This window comes from Nocardia asteroides (genome assembly GCF_021183625.1).
In the GTDB taxonomy this organism is placed as follows: domain Bacteria; phylum Actinomycetota; class Actinomycetes; order Mycobacteriales; family Mycobacteriaceae; genus Nocardia; species Nocardia asteroides_A.
On the sequence record NZ_CP089214.1, the window covers coordinates 5,637,018 to 5,655,641 of the forward strand.

General features: G+C 74.0%; 18 protein-coding genes and 2 pseudogenes. 12 read left to right on the plus strand and 8 right to left on the minus strand.

What is annotated here, in order from left to right; genetic code table 11:
* Nucleotides 1-6 precede the first annotated feature (6 nt).
* The 3 genes from LTT61_RS26000 to LTT61_RS26010 all read left to right on the plus strand — a co-directional run bounded on the left by LTT61_RS26000 (nt 7) and on the right by LTT61_RS26010 (nt 3,302).
* On the plus strand, nt 7-1,257 hold the full coding sequence (locus LTT61_RS26000) for a KasA/KasB family beta-ketoacyl-ACP synthase (RefSeq protein ID WP_233016648.1): 1,251 nt from the start codon (nt 7-9) through the stop codon (nt 1,255-1,257).
* Between the two features lie 145 nt (nt 1,258-1,402).
* Nucleotides 1,403-2,839, plus strand: coding sequence for an acyl-CoA carboxylase subunit beta (locus LTT61_RS26005; RefSeq protein ID WP_233016649.1), 1,437 nt, complete (start codon nt 1,403-1,405; stop codon nt 2,837-2,839).
* 28 nt (nt 2,840-2,867) lie between these two features.
* Nucleotides 2,868-3,302: a winged helix-turn-helix transcriptional regulator gene (locus LTT61_RS26010; RefSeq protein WP_233016650.1), complete on the plus strand. Its 435-nt coding sequence runs from the start codon at nt 2,868-2,870 to the stop codon at nt 3,300-3,302.
* Between the two features lie 32 nt (nt 3,303-3,334).
* On the opposite strand, the gene LTT61_RS26015 is transcribed toward LTT61_RS26010, so the two are convergent.
* Nucleotides 3,335-4,024 carry a nitroreductase gene (locus LTT61_RS26015; protein ID WP_233016651.1) on the minus strand — a complete coding sequence of 230 codons (690 nt, stop codon included), beginning with the start codon at nt 4,022-4,024 and terminating at the stop codon, nt 3,335-3,337.
* A 132-nt stretch (nt 4,025-4,156) separates the two neighbouring features.
* Between LTT61_RS26015 and LTT61_RS32830 the strand changes: the two are divergent.
* Nucleotides 4,157-4,807, plus strand: a pseudogene (locus tag LTT61_RS32830) (Eco57I restriction-modification methylase domain-containing protein); the annotation flags it as partial.
* Between the two features lie 1,161 nt (nt 4,808-5,968).
* Here LTT61_RS32830 and LTT61_RS26025 read toward each other — a convergent pair.
* From LTT61_RS26025 to LTT61_RS26040, 4 genes are all read right to left on the minus strand, one after another.
* Entirely contained in the window at nt 5,969-6,592 is a 624-nt protein-coding gene (locus tag LTT61_RS26025; RefSeq protein WP_233016652.1) for a TetR/AcrR family transcriptional regulator, read from the minus strand.
* Between the two features lie 60 nt (nt 6,593-6,652).
* Nucleotides 6,653-6,790 (minus strand): hypothetical protein, encoded by a 138-nt coding sequence (locus LTT61_RS26030; RefSeq protein ID WP_233016653.1) that lies wholly within the window; start codon nt 6,788-6,790, stop codon nt 6,653-6,655.
* A gap of 166 nt (nt 6,791-6,956) precedes the next feature.
* Nucleotides 6,957-7,472 carry a gamma carbonic anhydrase family protein gene (locus tag LTT61_RS26035; RefSeq protein ID WP_233016654.1) on the minus strand — a complete coding sequence of 172 codons (516 nt, stop codon included), beginning with the start codon at nt 7,470-7,472 and terminating at the stop codon, nt 6,957-6,959.
* Between the two features lie 10 nt (nt 7,473-7,482).
* The gene (locus LTT61_RS26040) at nt 7,483-8,427 is read right to left on the minus strand and encodes a GlxA family transcriptional regulator (protein ID WP_233016655.1); all 945 of its coding nucleotides are present in this window, start codon (nt 8,425-8,427) and stop codon (nt 7,483-7,485) included.
* A gap of 71 nt (nt 8,428-8,498) precedes the next feature.
* Here LTT61_RS26040 and LTT61_RS26045 point away from each other — a divergent pair, with 71 nt between their 5' ends.
* Nucleotides 8,499-9,269 carry an MBL fold metallo-hydrolase gene (locus tag LTT61_RS26045; RefSeq protein WP_233016656.1) on the plus strand — a complete coding sequence of 257 codons (771 nt, stop codon included), beginning with the start codon at nt 8,499-8,501 and terminating at the stop codon, nt 9,267-9,269.
* Nucleotides 9,270-9,329: 60 nt separating this feature from the next.
* Nucleotides 9,330-10,439, plus strand: coding sequence for an alanine dehydrogenase (gene ald / locus LTT61_RS26050; RefSeq protein ID WP_233016657.1), 1,110 nt, complete (start codon nt 9,330-9,332; stop codon nt 10,437-10,439).
* On the opposite strand, the gene sigJ is transcribed toward ald, so the two are convergent.
* On the minus strand, nt 10,440-11,360 hold the full coding sequence (gene sigJ, locus LTT61_RS26055) for an RNA polymerase sigma factor SigJ (protein ID WP_233016658.1): 921 nt from the start codon (nt 11,358-11,360) through the stop codon (nt 10,440-10,442).
* Nucleotides 11,361-11,444: 84 nt separating this feature from the next.
* Between sigJ and LTT61_RS26060 the strand changes: the two genes are divergently transcribed.
* Nucleotides 11,445-12,380, plus strand: coding sequence for a cobalamin biosynthesis protein (locus LTT61_RS26060; protein ID WP_233016659.1), 936 nt, complete (start codon nt 11,445-11,447; stop codon nt 12,378-12,380).
* An 11-nt stretch (nt 12,381-12,391) separates the two neighbouring features.
* Here the strand turns inward: LTT61_RS26060 and LTT61_RS26065 are convergent, their stop codons facing one another.
* Nucleotides 12,392-13,249, minus strand: coding sequence for an SURF1 family protein (locus LTT61_RS26065; RefSeq protein ID WP_233016660.1), 858 nt, complete (start codon nt 13,247-13,249; stop codon nt 12,392-12,394).
* 2 nt (nt 13,250-13,251) lie between these two features.
* Nucleotides 13,252-13,383: pseudogene (locus tag LTT61_RS26070) on the minus strand (protein tyrosine phosphatase); the annotation flags it as partial.
* A gap of 106 nt (nt 13,384-13,489) precedes the next feature.
* Here LTT61_RS26070 and cobC point away from each other — a divergent pair.
* From cobC to LTT61_RS26095, 5 genes are all read left to right on the plus strand, one after another.
* Nucleotides 13,490-14,611: an Rv2231c family pyridoxal phosphate-dependent protein CobC gene (gene cobC / locus LTT61_RS26075; RefSeq protein ID WP_233016661.1), complete on the plus strand. Its 1,122-nt coding sequence runs from the start codon at nt 13,490-13,492 to the stop codon at nt 14,609-14,611.
* Nucleotides 14,608-15,729, plus strand: a complete 1,122-nt coding sequence (locus tag LTT61_RS26080; RefSeq protein ID WP_233016662.1) for a Nif3-like dinuclear metal center hexameric protein — start codon at nt 14,608-14,610, stop codon at nt 15,727-15,729. The genes cobC and LTT61_RS26080 overlap by 4 nt, the downstream gene beginning before the upstream one ends.
* A gap of 90 nt (nt 15,730-15,819) precedes the next feature.
* Nucleotides 15,820-16,461, plus strand: coding sequence for a hypothetical protein (locus LTT61_RS26085; protein WP_233016663.1), 642 nt, complete (start codon nt 15,820-15,822; stop codon nt 16,459-16,461).
* 71 nt (nt 16,462-16,532) lie between these two features.
* Nucleotides 16,533-17,270 carry a zinc ribbon domain-containing protein gene (locus tag LTT61_RS26090; RefSeq protein WP_233016664.1) on the plus strand — a complete coding sequence of 246 codons (738 nt, stop codon included), beginning with the start codon at nt 16,533-16,535 and terminating at the stop codon, nt 17,268-17,270.
* Nucleotides 17,267-18,535, plus strand: coding sequence for a bifunctional RNase H/acid phosphatase (locus tag LTT61_RS26095; protein WP_233016665.1), 1,269 nt, complete (start codon nt 17,267-17,269; stop codon nt 18,533-18,535). The genes LTT61_RS26090 and LTT61_RS26095 overlap by 4 nt, the downstream gene beginning before the upstream one ends.
* Nucleotides 18,536-18,624 lie beyond the last annotated feature (89 nt).

Sequence of the window (18,624 nt, forward strand, 5' to 3'; positions counted from 1 at the left end):
CGAACAGTGACCACTCCTTCCACCAAGAACGGGAACTTTCCCAACGTCGTCGTCACGAGCCTGGCGGCGACCACGTCGATCGCCGGTGACGTCGATGCGACGTGGAAGGGACTCCTCAACGGCGAGAGCGGCATCGACGTTCTCGAGGATGACTTCATCGAGGAATACGACCTGCCGGTCCGCATCGGCGGCCACCTGAAGGTGCAGCCGGAGACCCTGCTGACCAGGGTCGAGGCCCGGCGCATGTCCTACGTGGAGCAGCTCTCGACCGTGCTCGGTCGTGAGGTCTGGCGCAATGCCGGCAGCCCGGAGGTCGATCCCGAACGCCTCGGCGTCGCGATCGGCACCGGCCTCGGCGGCGGCGACGCCCTCATCGACTCGGTCGACAAGCTGAAGAACGGTGGCTACCGCAAGGTCTCGCCGCTGGCCGTGCAGATGGTCATGCCGAACGGCCCCTCCGCGGTCGTCGGCCTCGAATTGAAGGCGCGGGCAGGAGTGGTCACTCCGGTCTCGGCGTGCTCGTCCGGCTCCGAGGCCATCGCCAACGCATGGCGGATGATCGTCATGGGCGATGCCGACATCGTCGTCACCGGCGGTGTCGAGGGTTTCATCGACGCGGTGCCGATCGCGGCGTTCTCCATGATGCGCGCGATGAGCACCCGCAACGACGATCCGAGGGGCGCCTCGCGCCCCTTCGACAAGGATCGGGACGGCTTCGTGTTCGGCGAGGCGGGCGCCCTCATGGTCATCGAGACCGAGGAGCACGCCAAGGCCCGCGGCGCCACCATCCACGCGAGGCTGCTCGGCGCGGGGATCACCTCCGACGGCTTCCACCTGGTGGCCCCGGACCCCGAGGGCAGTGGCGCCGCGCGCGCCATCACCCGTGCGCTGCAGACCGCCGGTCTGCAGAAGAGCGACATCACCCACATCAACGCGCACGCGACCGCCACCCCGATCGGCGACACCGCCGAGGCGAAGGCGATCGGCAAGTCGCTGGGTAACCACGCTTCGGTGTACGCGCCGAAGTCGGCCCTCGGGCACTCGATCGGCGCGGTGGGCGCACTGGAGTCGGTGCTCACCGTGCTCAGCATCCGGGACGGCATCGTCCCGCCGACGCTGAACCTGGAGAACCAGGATCCGGAGATCGATCTCGACGTGGTGCACGGGGAAGCCCGGCGCCAGGAAATCGAGTACGCGGTCAACAACTCCTTCGGTTTCGGCGGGCACAACGTGGCGCTCGCCTTCGGTCGGGCCTGAGCAACACCGACCGCACAACGGAATACGACGGGGGCCTGGCGATTCGCCGGGCCCCCTTCGGTCCTCAGAGAACTTCTCTCGCCGGGCGCGGCGCCATCGCATGCTGCCGTCGGCCGACCCTGACCTCGAACAGGAGGTGAGCGCGATGACGATCATGGCCCCCGCGTTCCAACCGGACACCGCCACCGATCCGCGCGACCCGCTCGGCCGGCTGGAGCGGTTCTTCGACGCGGGCACGCTCCTGCCGCTGCACCCGCGCGACCGCTCCGGCGTGCTCGCCGCGATCGGCGAGGTGGACGGGGTGCGCACCGTCGCCTACTGCTCGGACGCCACCGTGATGGGCGGCGCCATGGGCGTGGACGGCTGCAAGCACATCGTCTCCGCGATCGACACCGCGCTGGATTCCGGCGCGCCGGTGGTCGGGCTGTGGCACTCCGGCGGTGCCAGGCTGGCCGAGGGCGTCGAGGCGCTGCACGCGGTCGGGCTGGTCTTCGAGGCCATGGTCCGCGCCTCCGGGCGGATCCCGCAGCTCTCCGTCGTGCTCGGCTTCGCCGCGGGCGGCGCCGCCTACGGCCCCGCGCTCACCGACATCGTGATCATGGCGCCCGAGGGGCGGGTCTTCGTGACCGGCCCCGACGTGGTGCGCAGCGTTACCGGCGAGCAGGTCGACATGGCCACGCTCGGCGGGCCGGAGACGCACGGCAAGAAGTCCGGCGTCACGCACATCGTCGCGAACGACGAGGCCGACGCGCTGCACCGGGCCCGCCGGCTGGTCTCGATGTTCGCCGAGCAGGGCGAGTTCGACCTGGCCGCGGCGGCGCGCGGCGACGTCGACCTCAAGGCGCTGCTGCCGGAGTCGCCGCGCCGGGCCTACGACGTCAAGCCGGTGCTGCACGAGCTGCTCGACAACGTCGACGGTGAATCCACCTTCGAGGAGCTGCAGGGCGGGTACGCGCGCAGCATGGTCACCGGGCTCGGCAGGCTGGGCGGGCGCACCGTCGGCGTGCTCGCCAACAACCCGCTGCGGCTCGGCGGCTGCCTGAACTCGGCGAGCGCCGAGAAGGCCGCCCGCTTCGTGCGGCTCTGCGACGCCTTCGGGATTCCGCTGGTCGTGCTCACCGACGTCCCCGGCTACCTGCCCGGCGTGAGCCAGGAGTGGGACGGGGTCGTGCGCCGCGGCGCCAAGCTGCTGCACGCCTTCGCCGAGGCCAGGGTGCCGCGCGTGACGCTGGTGACCCGCAAGATCTACGGCGGTGCCTACATCGCCATGAACGCCCGCGCGCTCGGCGCCACCGCGGTCTACGCCTGGCCCGGCTCCGAGGTCGCGGTGATGGGGGCCAAGGCCGCCGTCGGCATCCTGCACAAGAAGGCGCTCGCCGCCGCGCCGGAGGGGGCCGAGCGCGAGGCGCTGCACGAGCGGCTCACCGCCGAGCACGAGCAGATCGCAGGCGGCGTGGAGCGGGCCGTCGCCATCGGGGTGGTGGACGAGGTCATCGACCCGGCCCGCACCCGCAGCAGGCTGGCCGCCGCGCTGGCGTCGGTGCCGGCGGTGCCGAGCCATCACAAGAACATCCCGCTCTAGCAGGCGGTTCCGGCGGTAGCATCGCCGGATGCGCTACCAGGATCTCGCCGACGTGTCGTGCTCGATCACCCGGCCGCTCGTCGTGTTCGGGGACCGCTGGACGCTGCTCATCCTCAAGTGCTGCTTCAGCGGGATCCGGCGGTTCAACGGGTTCCAGAGCGCGCTCGGGATCTCGCGCAGCCGGTTGCTGGATCGGCTGGATCGGCTGATCGAGCACGGGATCCTGGTCAAGGCGGAGTCGGGGGAGTACCGGCTGACGCCGAAGGGGCACGACATCTACCCGGTGCTGATCGCGATCCGGGACTGGGGCGACGCGCACATGGCGCCGGACGGGCCCCCGGTGCGGTACGCGCACCGGGGGTGTGCCGGGGAGGCGCACGCGCGGCTGGGATGCGATCACTGCGGGGCCGAGATGACGGCGCGCGACGTGGTGCCCGAGCCGGTCGTGGCAGGCCCGGGCTGACGCGGTTGTGCCCGGATCGGGGCCCGGCGGGGTCAGGCGCGGTGGAAGTGGACGGTGTCGGCCAGATCGGCGCGGGTGGTGCGGAAGGTGTTGACCGGGTGCTCGGGGTCGGGGTAGCCGAAGGAGATGCCCGCGACCACGCGGTGGTCGTCCGGGATGCCGAAGTGGCGGCGGACGAAGGGGGCGTAGGTGGCGAGCGCGGCCTGCGGGGCGGCGCCGAGGCCGAGGCTCTGCGCGGCCAGCAGGAAGCTGTTCAGGTAGAGGCCGCAGTCGACGGCGGCGTAGACGCCGAGCTCGGCGGGGGTGCTCACGATCGCGACGTGCGGCGCGTCGAAGAACTCGAAGTTGCGCATGGTCTGCCGGAAGGCGGCCGCCCGGTCGCCGCGCTCGATCCCGACGCTGGCGTAGAGCTGGCTGCCGCACTCGCGGCGCCGCTGCTGGTAGACGCCGGCGTAGCCGGGCGGGAAGGGGAAGTCGGGGCCGCCGTCGGGGGCGGTCAGGTGCTCGCCGAGCGCGGTGCGGAAGCGCTCGGTGCCCGCGCCGTCGGTGACCTCGACCCGCCAGGGCTGGGTGTTGCACCAGGACGGCGTGCGCTGCGCGGCGAGCAGCAGCTGCTCGAGGGTCTGCATCGGCGCCGGCTCGGGGCGGAACTGACGGCAGGTCCAGCGTTCGTCCAGCAGGCGCCGCAGCGCGGTGTACTGGCCGGTCTCGATCGCTGTCATCGGGCTCCCTCGGTTCGGTCTCTTTTCGAGACCGAACAGTAGCAGCGGGATTCGCTGTCGAGAAGTGTCCGGAGGTGGACCCGGCGCGCCGGGTTCGGTGGCGTAGGCCACACTCTGCGGCACAATCGCCGCATGGCCGATCTCCCCGCGGCTCGCTCCGGCCCCGACCGGGCCGGAACGGGCGCGGACCGTGCCGACCGGGACCGGAAGCGGCACGGGCGGCACTACACACCGCCCGCGCTCGCCGGATTCCTGGCGCGGCGGCTACTCGCGCACGCTCCGGCCGGGCCGGTGCTGCGGGTGCTCGACCCCGCCTGCGGAGACGGGGAGCTGCTGCTCGCGGTGGCGGGGGAGGTGGCGCGGGAGCGGCCGGGGACGCGGCTGGAGCTGGTCGGGCACGATCTGCACCCGGCGGGGCTGCGGGTGGCGCGGAGCCGGGCGGCGGCGGCCGGGGTCGCGGTGCGCTGGCGGGCCGGTGATTTCTTGGCGGCGGCGGACGCGCTGCCCGCGGGCGAGTTCCACGCGGTGATCACCAACCCGCCGTATGTGCGGACGCAGCAGCTCGGCGGGGTCGCCGCGACGGAGCTGCGGGCCAGGTACGGGCTGCGCGGGCGGATCGATCTGACGCACCCGTTCGTCGCGTCGGCGGCGCGGCTGCTCAAGCCCGGTGGGGTGCTCGGGCTGCTCTGCGCGAACCGGTACCTGACCACGCGGGCCGGGGCGAATGTGCGGGAGTTGCTGCGCGGGGAGCTGACGCCGGTCGAGCTGTACGACCTCGGGGATACGAAGCTGTTCGCGGCGGCGGTGCTGCCCGCGGTGACGATCGCGGTCAAGGGGCCGGCCGGTCTGCCGTGCCGGTATGTCTCGGTGTACCAGGTGGGCGGTGCTGTGCCCGCCGCGGAGCCGGTCGAGCTGTTCGAGGCGGTGCTCGCGCCGCGGGGGCGGCGGATCGTGCTCGGGGAGCGGGAGTTCGCGGTGCAGGTGGGGGTGCTCGTCACCGGCGAGCCGGAGTCCGCCGGGTCCGGCCGGGTTTCCGCCGCCGGGCCGGGGGCGTCCGGCGCGGCCGCGGGGGGCGCGGATGCGGATCCGATCCCGGTAGCGGGGCGTGCGGCTCCGGGCCGCGGGAGCGCGGGGCCGTGGCGGCTCTCGCATCCGAAGCTGGATGCCTGGTTGGGGGCGATCGACGCGGCGACCTGGCGGCGCGCGGGTGAGCTGGGGCGGATCAGGGTGGGGATCAAGACGACGGCCGATTCGGTGTTCATCTCGGATCGGTGGGAGGCGGTGCGGCCGAGCCCGGAGCCGGAGCTGCTGCGTCCGCTGCTGACGCACGACGATCTGGCGCCGTGGCGGATCGAGCGCCGGCGCGATGTCCGGGTGCTGTACCCGTACGACACCGCCGTGACCCGGCGCACCCCCGTCGACCTGGCCGAATACCCGGCCGCGGCGGCCTACCTGGCGACGCACCGGGAGACCCTGACCGCCAGGCACTACGTGGCGGCGGGCGGGCGCGCGTGGTTCGAGATCTGGGTGCCGCAGCGCCCGCACCTGTGGCGCGCGGCGAAGGTCGTCTTCCCGGACATCAGCGCCGTCCCGCGCTTCGCCCTCGACCGCTCCGGCGCGGTGGTGAACGGCGACTGCTACTGGCTCTCGCTGGCCGAGCTCGGCGAGCGGGCCGAGGAGCTGGCCGCGCTGCTCATGGGCGTCGCCAACTCCACCCTTGGGCTGCGCTGGTACGACGCGGTCTGCGGGAACCGGCTCTACTCCGGCCGCCGCAGGTGGATCACACAGTACGTCTCCCGGATGCCGCTCCCTGACCCGGCCACCGCCGCCGCCCGCGCGGTGATCGCGCTCTCGGTCGAGCTGCAGGCGGGCCGCCCCTTCGACGCCACCGCGGCCGCGCTGCTGGACGAGCGGGTCCACGCCGCCTTCGGGCTGCGCCCGGGCTCAGGACCGGGGTCGGACCCCGATCATGGGCAGCAGGGTGCGCCTGGCGAAGTCCCGGCCCGCCTCGGCGTCGTCGATCGGGATGAGCCCGTCCGGGGTGAGCGCGAGCGAGAGCGCGAGCCGGGCCATGATCTCGGCGATCAGGTCGGGGTCGATCTGCTCGGCGGTGCCGGGCTCGCCTAGCTCGCGCAGCTTCTCCGCCAGGTAGGTGCGGCCGATGGCGAGCACCGGGCCCGCGTCGGTGGTGAGCTTGGGCAGGATCAGCTCCGGCTCGGTGCGCAGCAGTCTGCGCAGCAGCTGGTTGCCCGCGATCGCGGTGATGAAGGCGACGAAGATCTCCACCAGCTGGTCGTCGGAGCCGCTGACGGTGCGCACCCGGCCGTCGATCTCGGCGACGAAGCGCTGCGCCTCGCGCACCGTGACCGCCTCCACCAGATCGTTCTTGGACTCGAAGCGGCGGTAGAGCGTGGCCGGGCTGATCCCGGCCCGGCGCGCGATCTCGCCCATGCTGGTGCGCTTGATGCCGAAGTCGAGAAAGGCCGAGAAGGCGCTCTCCAGCAACCGCTCGCCGCCGGCCACGGGCTTCTCCAGGATGCGCTGGAGCATCGGCGGAACCGCGGACATCAAATCTCCCGTCGACGTGCAGTGATTCGACGAGATTATTTCACCCGCGCGGATCGCCGGTCAGCCACGGGGCAGGTCGAAATCCGCCATTTCCCGCTCGATCGCATTCGCCGCGAAATCCACCCCGCGGCACCGTAACTCGTGGACCCTGCGCTGCAGCGCCTCGATTCCCCCCGGCTGGGCCGCGATGTCGGCCACACTGATCCGCCCCCCCGGACGGTGCATACCCGAACGCTCGTACGCCACCGTGATACCTCCTGCCCACACGCAACGCCCGCGGTAAGCCGGAAGATCCAGCGCCGTGGCGGGGCGCTGTGATCATGTTACCAACGGTTCCATGTGGGGCTCGGGGGTGTGTTGTCCTTCACAGCGGAGTGGCGTCCCGATGGGTGGCCGTGTTGTGAACGTACACAGCGGCGTTCAGCTTGATGCCGTCGCGCTCGGCGTCGCCGAGTTCGCGCCGCACCTTGCCCGGAACGCCCGCGACCAGGGAGCCCGGCGGAATTCGCGCGCCCTCCGGGATCAGGGCATTGGCCGCGATCAGGCTGCCCGCGCCGATCACCGCGCCGTTCAGGACGGTGGCGCCCATGCCGACCAGCACATCGTCCTCGACGGTGCAGCCGTGCAGGATCGCATTGTGGCCCACCGAGACCCCGCTGCCGACGGTGAGCGGGAAGCCGGGGTCGGCGTGCAGCACGCAGCCGTCCTGGATATTGCTGCCCGCGCCGACGGCGATGGTCTCCAGGTCGGCGCGGAGCACAGCGCCGTACCAGATGCTGACCTCGGCGGCGAGGCTGACCCGGCCGATCACCGTCGCGGTGGGCGCCACCCAGGCGCGTTCGTCGATGTCAGGGGCGTGGCCGCCGATCTCGATTCGCATAGCCACGAACCTAGCCGGGCCGGAATTGCGCGCGGTGCCCGGCCGGGCTGGTCCCCAGCCTGCGCTGGAAGTGGTGGCGCAGGCTGACCGCGGAGCCGAAGCCGGCCCGGCCCGCGACCCGCTCGACCGTCTCGTCGGTGGTCTCCAGCAGCAACCGGGCCGCGTCCACCCGCTGGTGCAGCAGCCACTGCTGCGGGCTGGCGCCGGTGCGGTCGCGGAAGCGGCGGGTGAAGGTGCGCCGGGACATGTGCGCGACGGCGGCCAAGCCGTCCAGCTCGATCGGCTCGGCCAGGTTGGCCCGCGCCCAGACCATGGCGCGCTCGACCGGGTCGTCGTCGGCGGGGTCGGGGACCGGGATCGGGATGTACTGGGCCTGCGAGCCGCTCCGGTGCGGCGCGGTGACCAGCGCGCCCGCCAGTTCGGCGGCGGCGAGGCTGCCGTGGTCGGTGCGCACCAGGTGCAGGCAGCAGTCGAGCGCGGCGGCGACGCCCGCCGAGGTGACGATGTCGCCGAGGTCGGACCAGAGGGTGTCGGCGCGTACCCGTACCGCGGGGAAGGCCGCGGCCAGCGCGTTGGCGGCGGCCCAGTGCGTGGTGAGCTCCCTGCCGTCGGCGAGCCCGGTCGCGGCGATCACCCAGGCGCCGAGGCAGAGCCCGACCAGCCGGGCGCCGCGGGCGTGGGCGGCGCGCAGTGCGGCGATGAGCTCGGGGGTGGGGGTCGCGTCCCGCTGCCAGCTCGGGACGACGACGGTGTCGGCGGTGGTCAGGCAGTCGAGGCCGTGTTCGACGTGCAGGGCGAAACCGGCGGGGGTGCTGAGCCTTCCCGGCTGTTCGGCGCAGACCCGGACCAGGTAGGGGCTCGGGCCGTCGACCCCGACGCGGCCGAAGACCAGGGTCGGGACGGCGAGGTGGAAGGGGCTGATGGCGTCGAAGGCGAGCACCGCGACCTCGTGCATGGCCTGATCTTAGCGGTGTGTGGCTTGCGGGCCACTGGTTCGGCGGCGGGCGGCGGCCGAGCATCGGTGGCATGACGTTTTCCTTCGAGGCACTGCACGTCGGCGGGCCGACGCTGCGCTTCCGCTACGCCGGGCGCAGCTGGCTCACCGATCCCACCTTCGATGAGCCGGGCGACTACCCGGGCCCGGTTCCGCTGCACAAACTGCACGGCCCCGCGGTGCCGCGGGCCGAGCTCGGGCCGATCGACGTGGTGCTGCTCTCGCACGACGAGCACGCCGACAACCTCGACACCGCCGGGCGGGAGCTGCTCGGGGAGGTGCCGCTCGTGCTCTCCACGCCGGGTGCGGGCGAGCGCATTCCGGGGGTGCGCGGGCTGGCGGCGTGGCAGACGGTCGCGGTCGGCGAGGTCGAGGTGACCGCGGTGCCTGCGCTGCACGGGCCGGCGGGGTGCGAGCCGGTGACCGGGGTGGTGACCGGGTTCGTGCTGCGGGCGGCGGGGGAGCCGGTGGTCTACCTGTCAGGGGACAATGCCTCGGTCGAGGTGGTGGCGCGGATCGTGGAGCGGGCCGGGCCGATCGATGTCGCGGTGCTGAACGTCGGGGCGGCGAATGTCGGGCTGTTCGGGGACGCCGATGTCACGTTGAACGCGCGGAGCGCGGTGCGGGCGGCGGAGTTGCTCGGGGCGGCGGTCGTCGTGCCGGTGCACGGGGAGGGGTGGGCGCATTTCAGCGAGACGCTGGAGCATCTGCGGCGCACGTTCGAGTACGCCGGGCGGGCGGAGCAGTTGCGGATTCCGGTGCCGGGAGTGGTGTTCGGGATCGGCGCGCCCACCCGGGTCTGAACCTCCGCGGTCGCGGCGCGGCGGGGCGCGGGGCCGGGGACTTTGCGCCACGATGACCCCATGCGCATCGGAGTACCGCGGGAGATCAAGGACCAGGAGTTCCGGGTGGCGCTGACCCCGGCCGGCGCCGCCGAGCTGGTCCGGCACGGGCACGAGGTGCTGGTCGAGCGGGGTGCGGGGGCCGGGTCCGGGTTCGGGGATCTCGACTACACCGGGTCCGGCGCGATCGCGGTCGCCGACGCCGACGAGCTCTGGGGCGCGGCCGAGCTGGTGCTCAAGGTGAAGGAGCCGATCGCCGTCGAGTACCCGCGGCTGCGCAGGGGGCAGGTGCTCTTCACCTTCCTGCACCTGGCCGCCTCCCGCGCCTGCACCGAGGCGCTGCTGAGCTCCGGCGTCACAGCGCTCGCCTACGAGACGGTGCGCGCCCCGGACGGCTCGCTGCCGCTGCTCGCGCCGATGAGCGAGGTGGCGGGCAAGCTCGCGGCGCAGGTCGGGGCGTACCACCTGATGGCGCCGATGGGCGGGGCCGGGGTGCTGCCCGGCGGGGTGCCCGGGGTGCGGCCGTGCGAGGTGGTCGTGCTCGGGGGCGGGGTGGCCGGCGCCTGCGCGGCCGAGGTGGCCGCCGGGATGGGCGCGCAGGTGACCGTGCTCGACACCAACCAGGCCAGGCTGCGCGAGCTGGAGGTGCGCTTCGGCAGCCGGATCGTCACCGTCGCCTCGAACGACACCGAGGTCGAGCGGGCGGTCCGCGGCGCCGACCTGGTGATCGGCTCGGTGCTGGTGCCGGGCGCGCGGGCGCCGGAGCTGGTCTCCACCGAGCTGGTCGGACGGATGCGGCCGGGCGCCGTGCTGGTCGACATCGCCATCGACCAGGGCGGCTGCTTCGCCGACTCGCGCCCGACCACGCACGCCGCCCCGACCTTCCGGGTGGCCGACGCGCTCTTCTACTGCGTCGCCAACATGCCGGGCGCGGTCCCGCACACCGCCACCGTCGCGCTCACCAACGCCACGCTGCCCGCGGTGCGCACCATCGCGGACCGCGGGGTGCGCGCCGCCTGCCGGGCGGACCGCGGGCTGGTCGCCGGCCTCACCGTGGCGAACGGGAAGCTCTTCTCGCCGGAGGTCGGCGCGGCGCACGGCATCCCGGTCGCCGCACCCGACCTGGACTGATCACTCCGGGTCGGTGAGGTACCAGTCCGGCTCGGCGGCCTCGGGCAGGTCGTGCAGCTTGTCCGGGTTGCGCACCACGTGGATGGCGGTGATCCGGCCCGCGTCCACGGTGAAGGCGAAGACCCCGGTGTGGTTGCCGTCGAAGACGAGCAGCCCCGGTCTGCCGTTGACCAGCACCGCCCGGCCCCAGCCGTGCTTGGCGGCCGGTGCGTGGTACCAGCCGACCAGCAGCTTGGCGACCAGCTCGGCGCCGGCCACCGGCCTGCGGATGGCAGGCACCTTGCCGCCGCCGTCGGCGGTCATGCTGACCTCGGCGTCCAGCACGCCGAGCAGCGCGGCGAGGTCGCCGGAGCGCCAGGCCAGCGCGAACGCGGAGACCACCTTCTCGTGCTCGTCCGGGGAGGCGGGGAAGCGCGGGGTGCCGTCCTGCACCCGCCTGCGGGCGCGCGAGGCGAGCTGCCTGACCGCGGCCGGGGTGCGGCCGACCACGTCGGCGACCTCGGGGCCGCTCATGCCGAAGACGTCCTGCAGTACGAAGGCGGTGCGCTCGGCGGGGGAGAGCGATTCCAGGACGACCAGGAGTGCGGTGGTCACCCGCTCGTCCTGGGTGACGCGGTCGGCGGGGTCGGCCGACGCGGTCACCTCCGGCTCCGGGAGCCACTCGCCGACGTACTGCTCCCGGCGCACGCGGGCCGAGCCGAGGTGGTCGAGCGCGAGCCGGCCGGTCGCGGTGCTGAGCCAGGCGCGCAGGTTCTCGATCGGGGCGCCGCCGGACTCGGTGTGCCGCTGCAGCCGGAGCCACGCCTCCTGCACCACGTCGTCGGCGTCGGCCAGGCTGCCGAGCGTGCTGTAGGCGAGTCTGCGCAGGTAGGGGCGGTGCTGCTGGAATTCGCGCGCCAGCGCGGTCGTCTCGTCGGTCATGCCGTCCGCCGTTCGTCTCTCGGGCCGTCACCGGGTGGACGACGTGGCCGCTCCGAGTGTGACAGGACCGGATAATGTCGCCGGGTGTCCGTCTCCACATCCCTCGGTCTCGCGCTCGGCTTCGCCCTCGACCGGGCGTTCGGCGATCCGCGGCGGTGGCATCCGGTGGCGGGGTTCGGGAGCGCGGCGCTCGCGCTGGAGCGGGTGAGCTATCGCGATGCGCGGGTGGCCGGGGCGGCGCACGAGGTGGTCGCGGTGGGTTCGGTGCTCGCGCTGGGGCGGGTCGTCGGGCGGGGTGGCTGGCCCGTGGTCGCGCTCGCCACCTGGACCGTGCTCGGCGGTACCAGCCTGGCGCGGACCGGGCGGCGGATGGCCGACGCCCTGGAGGCCGGGGAGTTGGGCGCCGCGCGGGCGCTGCTGCCCTCGCTCTGCGGGCGCGATCCGGAGTACCTCGATGCCGACGGCCTCGCGCGGGCCGCGCTGGAGTCCATTGCCGAGAACACCTCGGACGCGGCCGTCGCCCCGCTGTTCTGGGGTGCGGTCGCGGGCGTGCCCGGGCTGCTCGGGTACCGCGCGGTGAACACGCTCGACGCCATGATCGGGTACCGGAACGCGCGCTACCTGCGCTTCGGGTGGGCCGCCGCGCGCGTCGACGACCTCGTCAATCTGGTACCCGCCCGGCTCACCGGGGTACTCACCGTCGTGCTCGCGCCGCTGCTCGGCGGCAGCGCTGTCGGAGCGCTCGCCGCTTGGCACCGGGATGCCGGGGCGCACCCGAGCCCCAACGCCGGGGTCGCCGAGGCCTCCGCCGCGGGTGCCCTCGGCATCCGCCTGGGCGGGCCGACGCGCTACCGGCACGGCACCGAACTCCGCCCGGTTCTCGGCTCCGGCCGTGCCCCCGAGGTCGGGGACCTGCGCCGGGCGGTGCTGCTCTCCGAGCTGGTCCAGTTCGGGGCGGTGCTCGTCGCCGTCGCCGGGGCAGGGGTGTTGTCGAGATCTCGGAAGGGAGGGCCGCGCTGAGCCGTCCCAGGTCAGCGTCGTGGGCGGCCGTAGCGGTCGGCCAACCGCTGCTCGGTCGAGACCGGCTCGGGCGAGGCAACCTCCGCGACCGGGGCGGACCCACCCTTCTCGGCCCGCCGGGCACGAATCTCGGCGTACGCGAAGTACCCCAACCCGAGCGGCGCCATCACCCCGAACGCCAGCCACTGCAACCCGTACGACAGGTAGGGCCCGGAATCGAGCTGCGGCAGCGGGCTCGGCGTGAAGACCCCCGCCTGCCCCGCGTCGACCTGTAGATACCCGCCCCGTCCCCCGGTGGGCACGCTGGTCAGCGGCACCCCGAGCACCTCCGCCTCCTGCCCGGTGTCGATGGAGTACACCTGCCGGAACCCGTCCTGCGTCGACGGCGCCCGATCCGGCGCCACCCCCTCGCTGTCCCGCACCCGCGCCTCGATCCGCTGCGGCCCGGCCGGCGGCTCCGGAACGGCGGGGGGCCGCGATCCGTCCACCGCCTTCACCAGCCCGCGGTCGACCAGCAGCACCCGCCCGTCGTCCAGCCGGAAGGCCCCGAGCACGGTGTAGCCGGGCGCGCCGTCCAGGTGCCGCAGCCGGACGAGGACGGTGCTGTCCGGCAGGTAGGCACCGGTGGCGGTGACCCGGCGCCACTCCACCTCGTCCGGCCGCACGCCGGAGTCCGCGGCGAGCAGCTCGCCGATGTCGACCGGCTCGGCGCGCACCGAATCGGCGATCAGCTGGTTGCGGTGCTCGGTGCTGGTGTTCTTGCCGAGCTGCCACGGCGCGAGCACGGTGAAGCACAGGTAGGCGAATCCCACCACCAGCGCGGCCAGGATGAGCCAGCTGGGCCGGAGCAGGAAGGCGAGGCGGCGCATCAGCGCAGCACCGCGGCGGTGCGCGGGTCGGCCGGGTTGCCGACGTGCCGGTCGTCGGTGCCTGCGCTGGTCACCCGCACCCGCTCGGCCGGCTCGGCCCGCTCCAGGTGCGATTCGACGACCCGCGCCGCCATCGGCGATCGGCAGATATTGCCGGTACAGACGAAGGACACGTGCAGCTCACCCACACCGCCATTGTCCCCGCGGCCGCCGGTGCCCGGCCACGTAGGGTGTGCAGACGTGCCCGAGGACACCATCGACCACGCCGCGCTGCGGCACCACGGCGACGTGGAGGCGGGGCCGGGCATGCTCGATTTCGCGGTGAACGTGCGCGGCAGCGCGCCGCCGCCGTGGTTGCGGGAGCGGCTCGCGGCGCGGCTGGGCGACCTGGCTCGGTACCCGGCCGCCGGTGACGAGCGGCGGGCCAGGGAGGCGGTGGCGGAGCGGCACGGGCGGAGCCCGGAGGAGGTGCTGCTGCTCGGTGGCGCCGCGGAGGGGTTCGCGCTGCTGCCGAAGCTGGGGGCGCGCGCGGCCGTCGTGCTGCACCCCTCGTTCACCGAGCCGGAGCTGGCGCTGCGCGCGGCCGGGGTTCCGGTGCGCCGGGTCGTTCTCCAGCCGCCCTACACCCTCGACCCCGGCGCGGTGCCGGACGACGCCGACCTGGTGGTGCTCGGCAACCCCACCAACCCCACCTCGGTGCTGCACCCGGCGGCCGCGATCACCGCGCTGCGCAGGCCGGGGCGGGTGCTCGTGGTCGACGAGGCCTTCCTGGACGCGGTCCCCGGCGAACCCGAGTCGCTGGCCGGGCTCGCGGCGCCGGACCTCCTCGTCCTGCGCAGCCTGACCAAGACCTGGGCGCTCGCCGGCCTGCGCTGCGGCTACCTCCTCGGCGCCCCCGAGCTGCTCGCCCGGCTGGCGCACGGCCGCCCGCACTGGCCGCTCGGCACCCTGCAGCTGGAGGCGATCGCCGCGACCGCCGAGCCGGGCGCCGTCGCCTGGACCGAGCGCGAGGCGCTGCTCATCGCCGCCGAACGCGACGCGATGATCGCCGAGCTGCGCGCACTCGGCCTCACCGTGCACACCCCAGCCGCCGCCCCCTTCCTGCTGCTCAGCGCCGCGGGCGGCGCCGCCCTGCGCACGCACCTCGCCGCCCGCGGCATCGCCGTCCGCCGCGCCGACACCTTCCCCGGCCTCGGCCCCGACCACCTCCGCGTCGCCGTCCGCGACGCCGCGGCGGTCGCCACCCTGACCACCGCCATCCGCGGGTACCACGCCGCTGCCGCCGAGCACGCGCCCGAGCCCGGCCACGGCACGGCCACCCCCGCCCACCCCGCACCCACAGGACGGAGTCACCGCCCATGACCACCCTGGCCGAACTGATCACGGTGCTGGACACCGCCTACCCCCCGTCGCTGGCCGAATCCTGGGACTCCGTCGGCCTGGTCTGCGGCGACCCGGCCGAACCGGTGCACCGCGTGCACTTCGCCGTCGACGCCACCGAGGCGGTGGTCACCGAGGCGATCGAGGCGGGGGCGCAGGCCCTGGTCGCGCACCACCCCCTGCTGCTGCGCGGGGTGCACACCGTCGCCGCGGACACCCCGAAGGGCGCCCTGGTGCACCGCCTCATCCGCGCGGGCTGCGCCCTCTTCACCGCGCACACCAACGCCGACTCCGCCGCCCCCGGCGTCTCCGACGCGCTCGCCGAGGCGCTCGGCCTCACCGGCCTCCGCCCCCTCGATCCGCAGGACGCGGCCCCGGTGGACAACTGGACCGTCCAGGTCCCCCGCGAGCACACCGACGCCGTCGCCGCCGCGCTCTTCGCCGCGGGCGCGGGCGGCACCGGCAACTACCGCGACTGCGCCTCGATCACCCCGTCCACCGGCCAGTTCCGCCCGCTGGCAGGCGCGAACCCGGCGATCGGCACGAGGGGCGAGCTGACCCGCGTCCCGGAGGACCACCTCGAGGTGATCGCCCCGCCGAGCCGCCGCACCGAGGTACTCGCCGCACTCCGCGCCGCGCACCCGTACGAGGAACCCGCCTTCCACATCAGCACCCGCGCCGCGCTCCCCACCGGCACCGGCCTCGGCCGCGTCGGCACCCTGCCCGCCCCGGAAACCCTGCGGGCCTTCACCGCGCGCGCCGCCGCCGCGCTCCCCGCCACCGCCTGGGGCGTCCGCGCCGCGGGCGACCCGGAGCGCGTCGTCGAGACGGTCGCGGTGTGCGGCGGCGCCGGAGACTCCTTCCTCGGCACGGTCGCGCGCCTCGGCGTCGACGCCTACCTCACCGCCGACCTGCGGCACCACCCCGCCGACGAGCACCTGCGCGCGGGCGGCCCCGCCCTGATCGACGCCGCGCACTGGGCCACCGAATTCCCCTGGTGCGCACAGGCCGCGGCGCTGGTCCGGCGCGCGCTGCCCGGGCTGACCACGCACGTTTCGGCGCTGCGCACCGATCCGTGGACCGTCGGCGGCGGGCACTGAGCGGCGAACGGCGCGTCACGCGGAGGTGACGGCTCGGTTCCGTACCCGATTCGCGCGAGATTCCCGCTCCGGCAGGGGTATAACCACGGCATGAGTTACCCGGTGGATTTCGGGGTGCTGCAGGTCGGTCTGATCATTGCGATCGTCGTCGCGTTGGCACTGCTGGTTTCGGCGTTGTTCCGTATGCGCTCCTTCGGGCTGCGCGCCCTACTCGGCCGCGGCACGAGCGGCGTCGTGCTGCTCGTCGCCGCCCTGCTCCTGCTCTGGGTGGTCACCCTGGTGCAGACCTACCTCGGGTTGGCGGGCGAGGTGAAGGCCGCGCACGTGGTCGCCACCCCCGTTGCCGGGCAGGAGCATCGGATGGAGGTGCGGGTCACGCTCTTCGGCGACGACCAGCACGCGGAGCGCACCGACACCTACCAGGTGGAGGGCGACCTCTGGGTGCTGCAGGCCAACATCGTCGAGCTGGAGCCGTGGGTGAACGCGCTCGGCTTCCACTCCGGGTACAAGGTGACCAGGCTCTACGGCCAGCGGCTGGACGGCGTCGCCACCGCGCAGAACCACGTCTTCCTGAACGGCGAGGACCGCGACTTCTTCCAGGACATGGACGAGGGCCGCTGGTACACCGAGCCCTTCGTGCGTTCGGCCTACGGCAACGCGGTGATCGCGACGCCGGGCGAGTTCGACGTGTTCATCTCGCGCGACGCCATCAAGACCAGGCCCGCCGAGTAGACACCCCGCTGCGCGGTACGGTGGTGGACCTGCTCATACCCCCACCCCCGTACCCCAGGAGTCTGCCCGCAGTGAATGTCGAACCATCGATCCAGGCCGCGCTGCTCCGGCTCGCGGCCGCCGATGCCGAGCTGACGCGGATCGCGCACCGGCGGAAGGTGCTGCCCGAGCAGCAGGAGGTGGACCGGCTGGAGGCGGAGCGGAACACGCAGAAGGACGCCGCGGTCAAGGTCGAGATCGAGATCGACGACCTGGATCGCGACATCCGCAAGCTGGAGGGCGAGGTCGAGGCGGTCCGCAAGCGCGAGGAGCGCGACCGCACCATGCTCACCTCCGGCGCGGTGCACGCCAAGCAGCTCACCGACCTGGAGCACGAACTGGCCAGCCTGGAGCGGCGCCGCGGCGCGCTGGAGGACGACCTGCTCGAGGTGATGGAGCGGCGCGAGGCGTCGGCGGCCGACCACGACCACGCGGGCGCCAGGCTCAGCAAGGCCGATGACGATCTCACCGACGCGCAGCGGCTGCGCGACGAGGCCGTCGCCGACCTGGACGTGGCGCAGCGGCGCTGCGAGAACGACCGGGCCGGGTTGATCGGGCAGTTCCCCGGCGAGCTGCTCGCGCTCTACGACAAGCAGCGCGCGGCGCACGGCGTCGGGGCGGCGCTGCTGCAGGCGCGGCGCTGCGGCGCCTGCCGGATCGAGCTGGACCGCGGCGAGATCGCGCGGATCGCCGGGGCCGCGCCGGATGCGGTGCTGCGCTGCCCCGAGTGCGGCGCGATCCTGGTGCGCACCAGGGAATCGGGGCTGTGAGCGCCCGGCCGGGCACGGTGGTCGTCGAGGCGGACGGAGGGTCGCGCGGCAATCCCGGACCGGCCGGGTACGGCGCGGTGGTCTTCGACGCCGAGCGCGCCGAGGTGCTGGCCGAGCGGCGCGCGAGCATCGGGGTGGCGACGAACAATGTCGCGGAGTACCGCGGGCTGATCGCCGGCCTCGAGGCCGCGGTCGAGCTCGGGGCCGCCAGGGTCGAGGTCCGGATGGATTCGAAGCTGGTGGTCGAGCAGCTCTCCGGGCGCTGGAAGGTCAAGCACGCGTCGATGATCCCGCTGGCCGAGGAGGCGCGCGGCCTGGTCGCGAAGTTCGACGCCGTCACCTTCACCTGGATCCCGCGCGCCGAGAACAGCCACGCCGATCGCCTCGCCAACGAGGCCATGGACGCCGCCGCTGGCGTCGAAGTCCCGCCGCTCGCCGCAGGCCGCCCGGCGAGCACGAGAGCCGCCGCCGCCTCCGGCCCGCGCACCACGAGCGGAGACCAGGTGACCGCGGGCGGCCGGGTACCCGGCGAGACCGCAACCGCAGGCGATCGGGCGCCCGGTGAGACCGCCGCCGCGGGAGATCGGGCACCCGGCGAGACCGCGACCGCGGCGACCGCGCGTGACCGGGCACCGGGCTGGACCGGGGCCGAGGGGGCGCCCACGCGCCTTCTCCTGCTGCGCCACGGCCGCACCGCCCTCTCGGTCGAACGCCGCTACTCCGGCCGGGGCAACCCGCCCCTGGACGAGGTCGGCCGGGAGCAGGCCGCCCGCGCCGCGGCGATGCTCGCCACCCGCGGCGGCATCGACGCCGTCGTCTGCTCCCCCCTGGCCCGGGCCCACGCCACCGCGACCGCGGCCGCCGACGCACTCGGCCTGCGCGCCGAGGTCGTCGACGACCTGATCGAGACCGACTTCGGCACCTGGGAGGGGCTCACCTTCACCGAGGCCGCCACCCGCGACCCCGGCGCACACGCCGCCTGGCTCGGCGACCCGTCCCTCCCGCCGCCCGGCGGCGAGAGCTTCGCCGCGGTCCGCACCAGGATCGAAAGGGCCCGCGACGACCTCCTCGCCCGCTTTCCGGAGCGCACCGTACTGGTCGTCAGCCACGTGACCCCGATCAAGACCATGCTGCAGCTGGCGCTCGACGTCGGCCCGACCCTGCTGTACCGCCTGCACCTCGACCTCGCCGCGCTCTCGATCGCCGAGTTCTACCCCGACGGCGGCGCCTCGGTGCGCCTGGTGAACGACACCTCGTACCTCTAGGACACCGGCACTGACCTGCGGTTCTCCGTCCACGGCGCTGCTACCGGCCCGAAGGACCGCGAATTATCGCCCATTGCAACGCTTTCCGC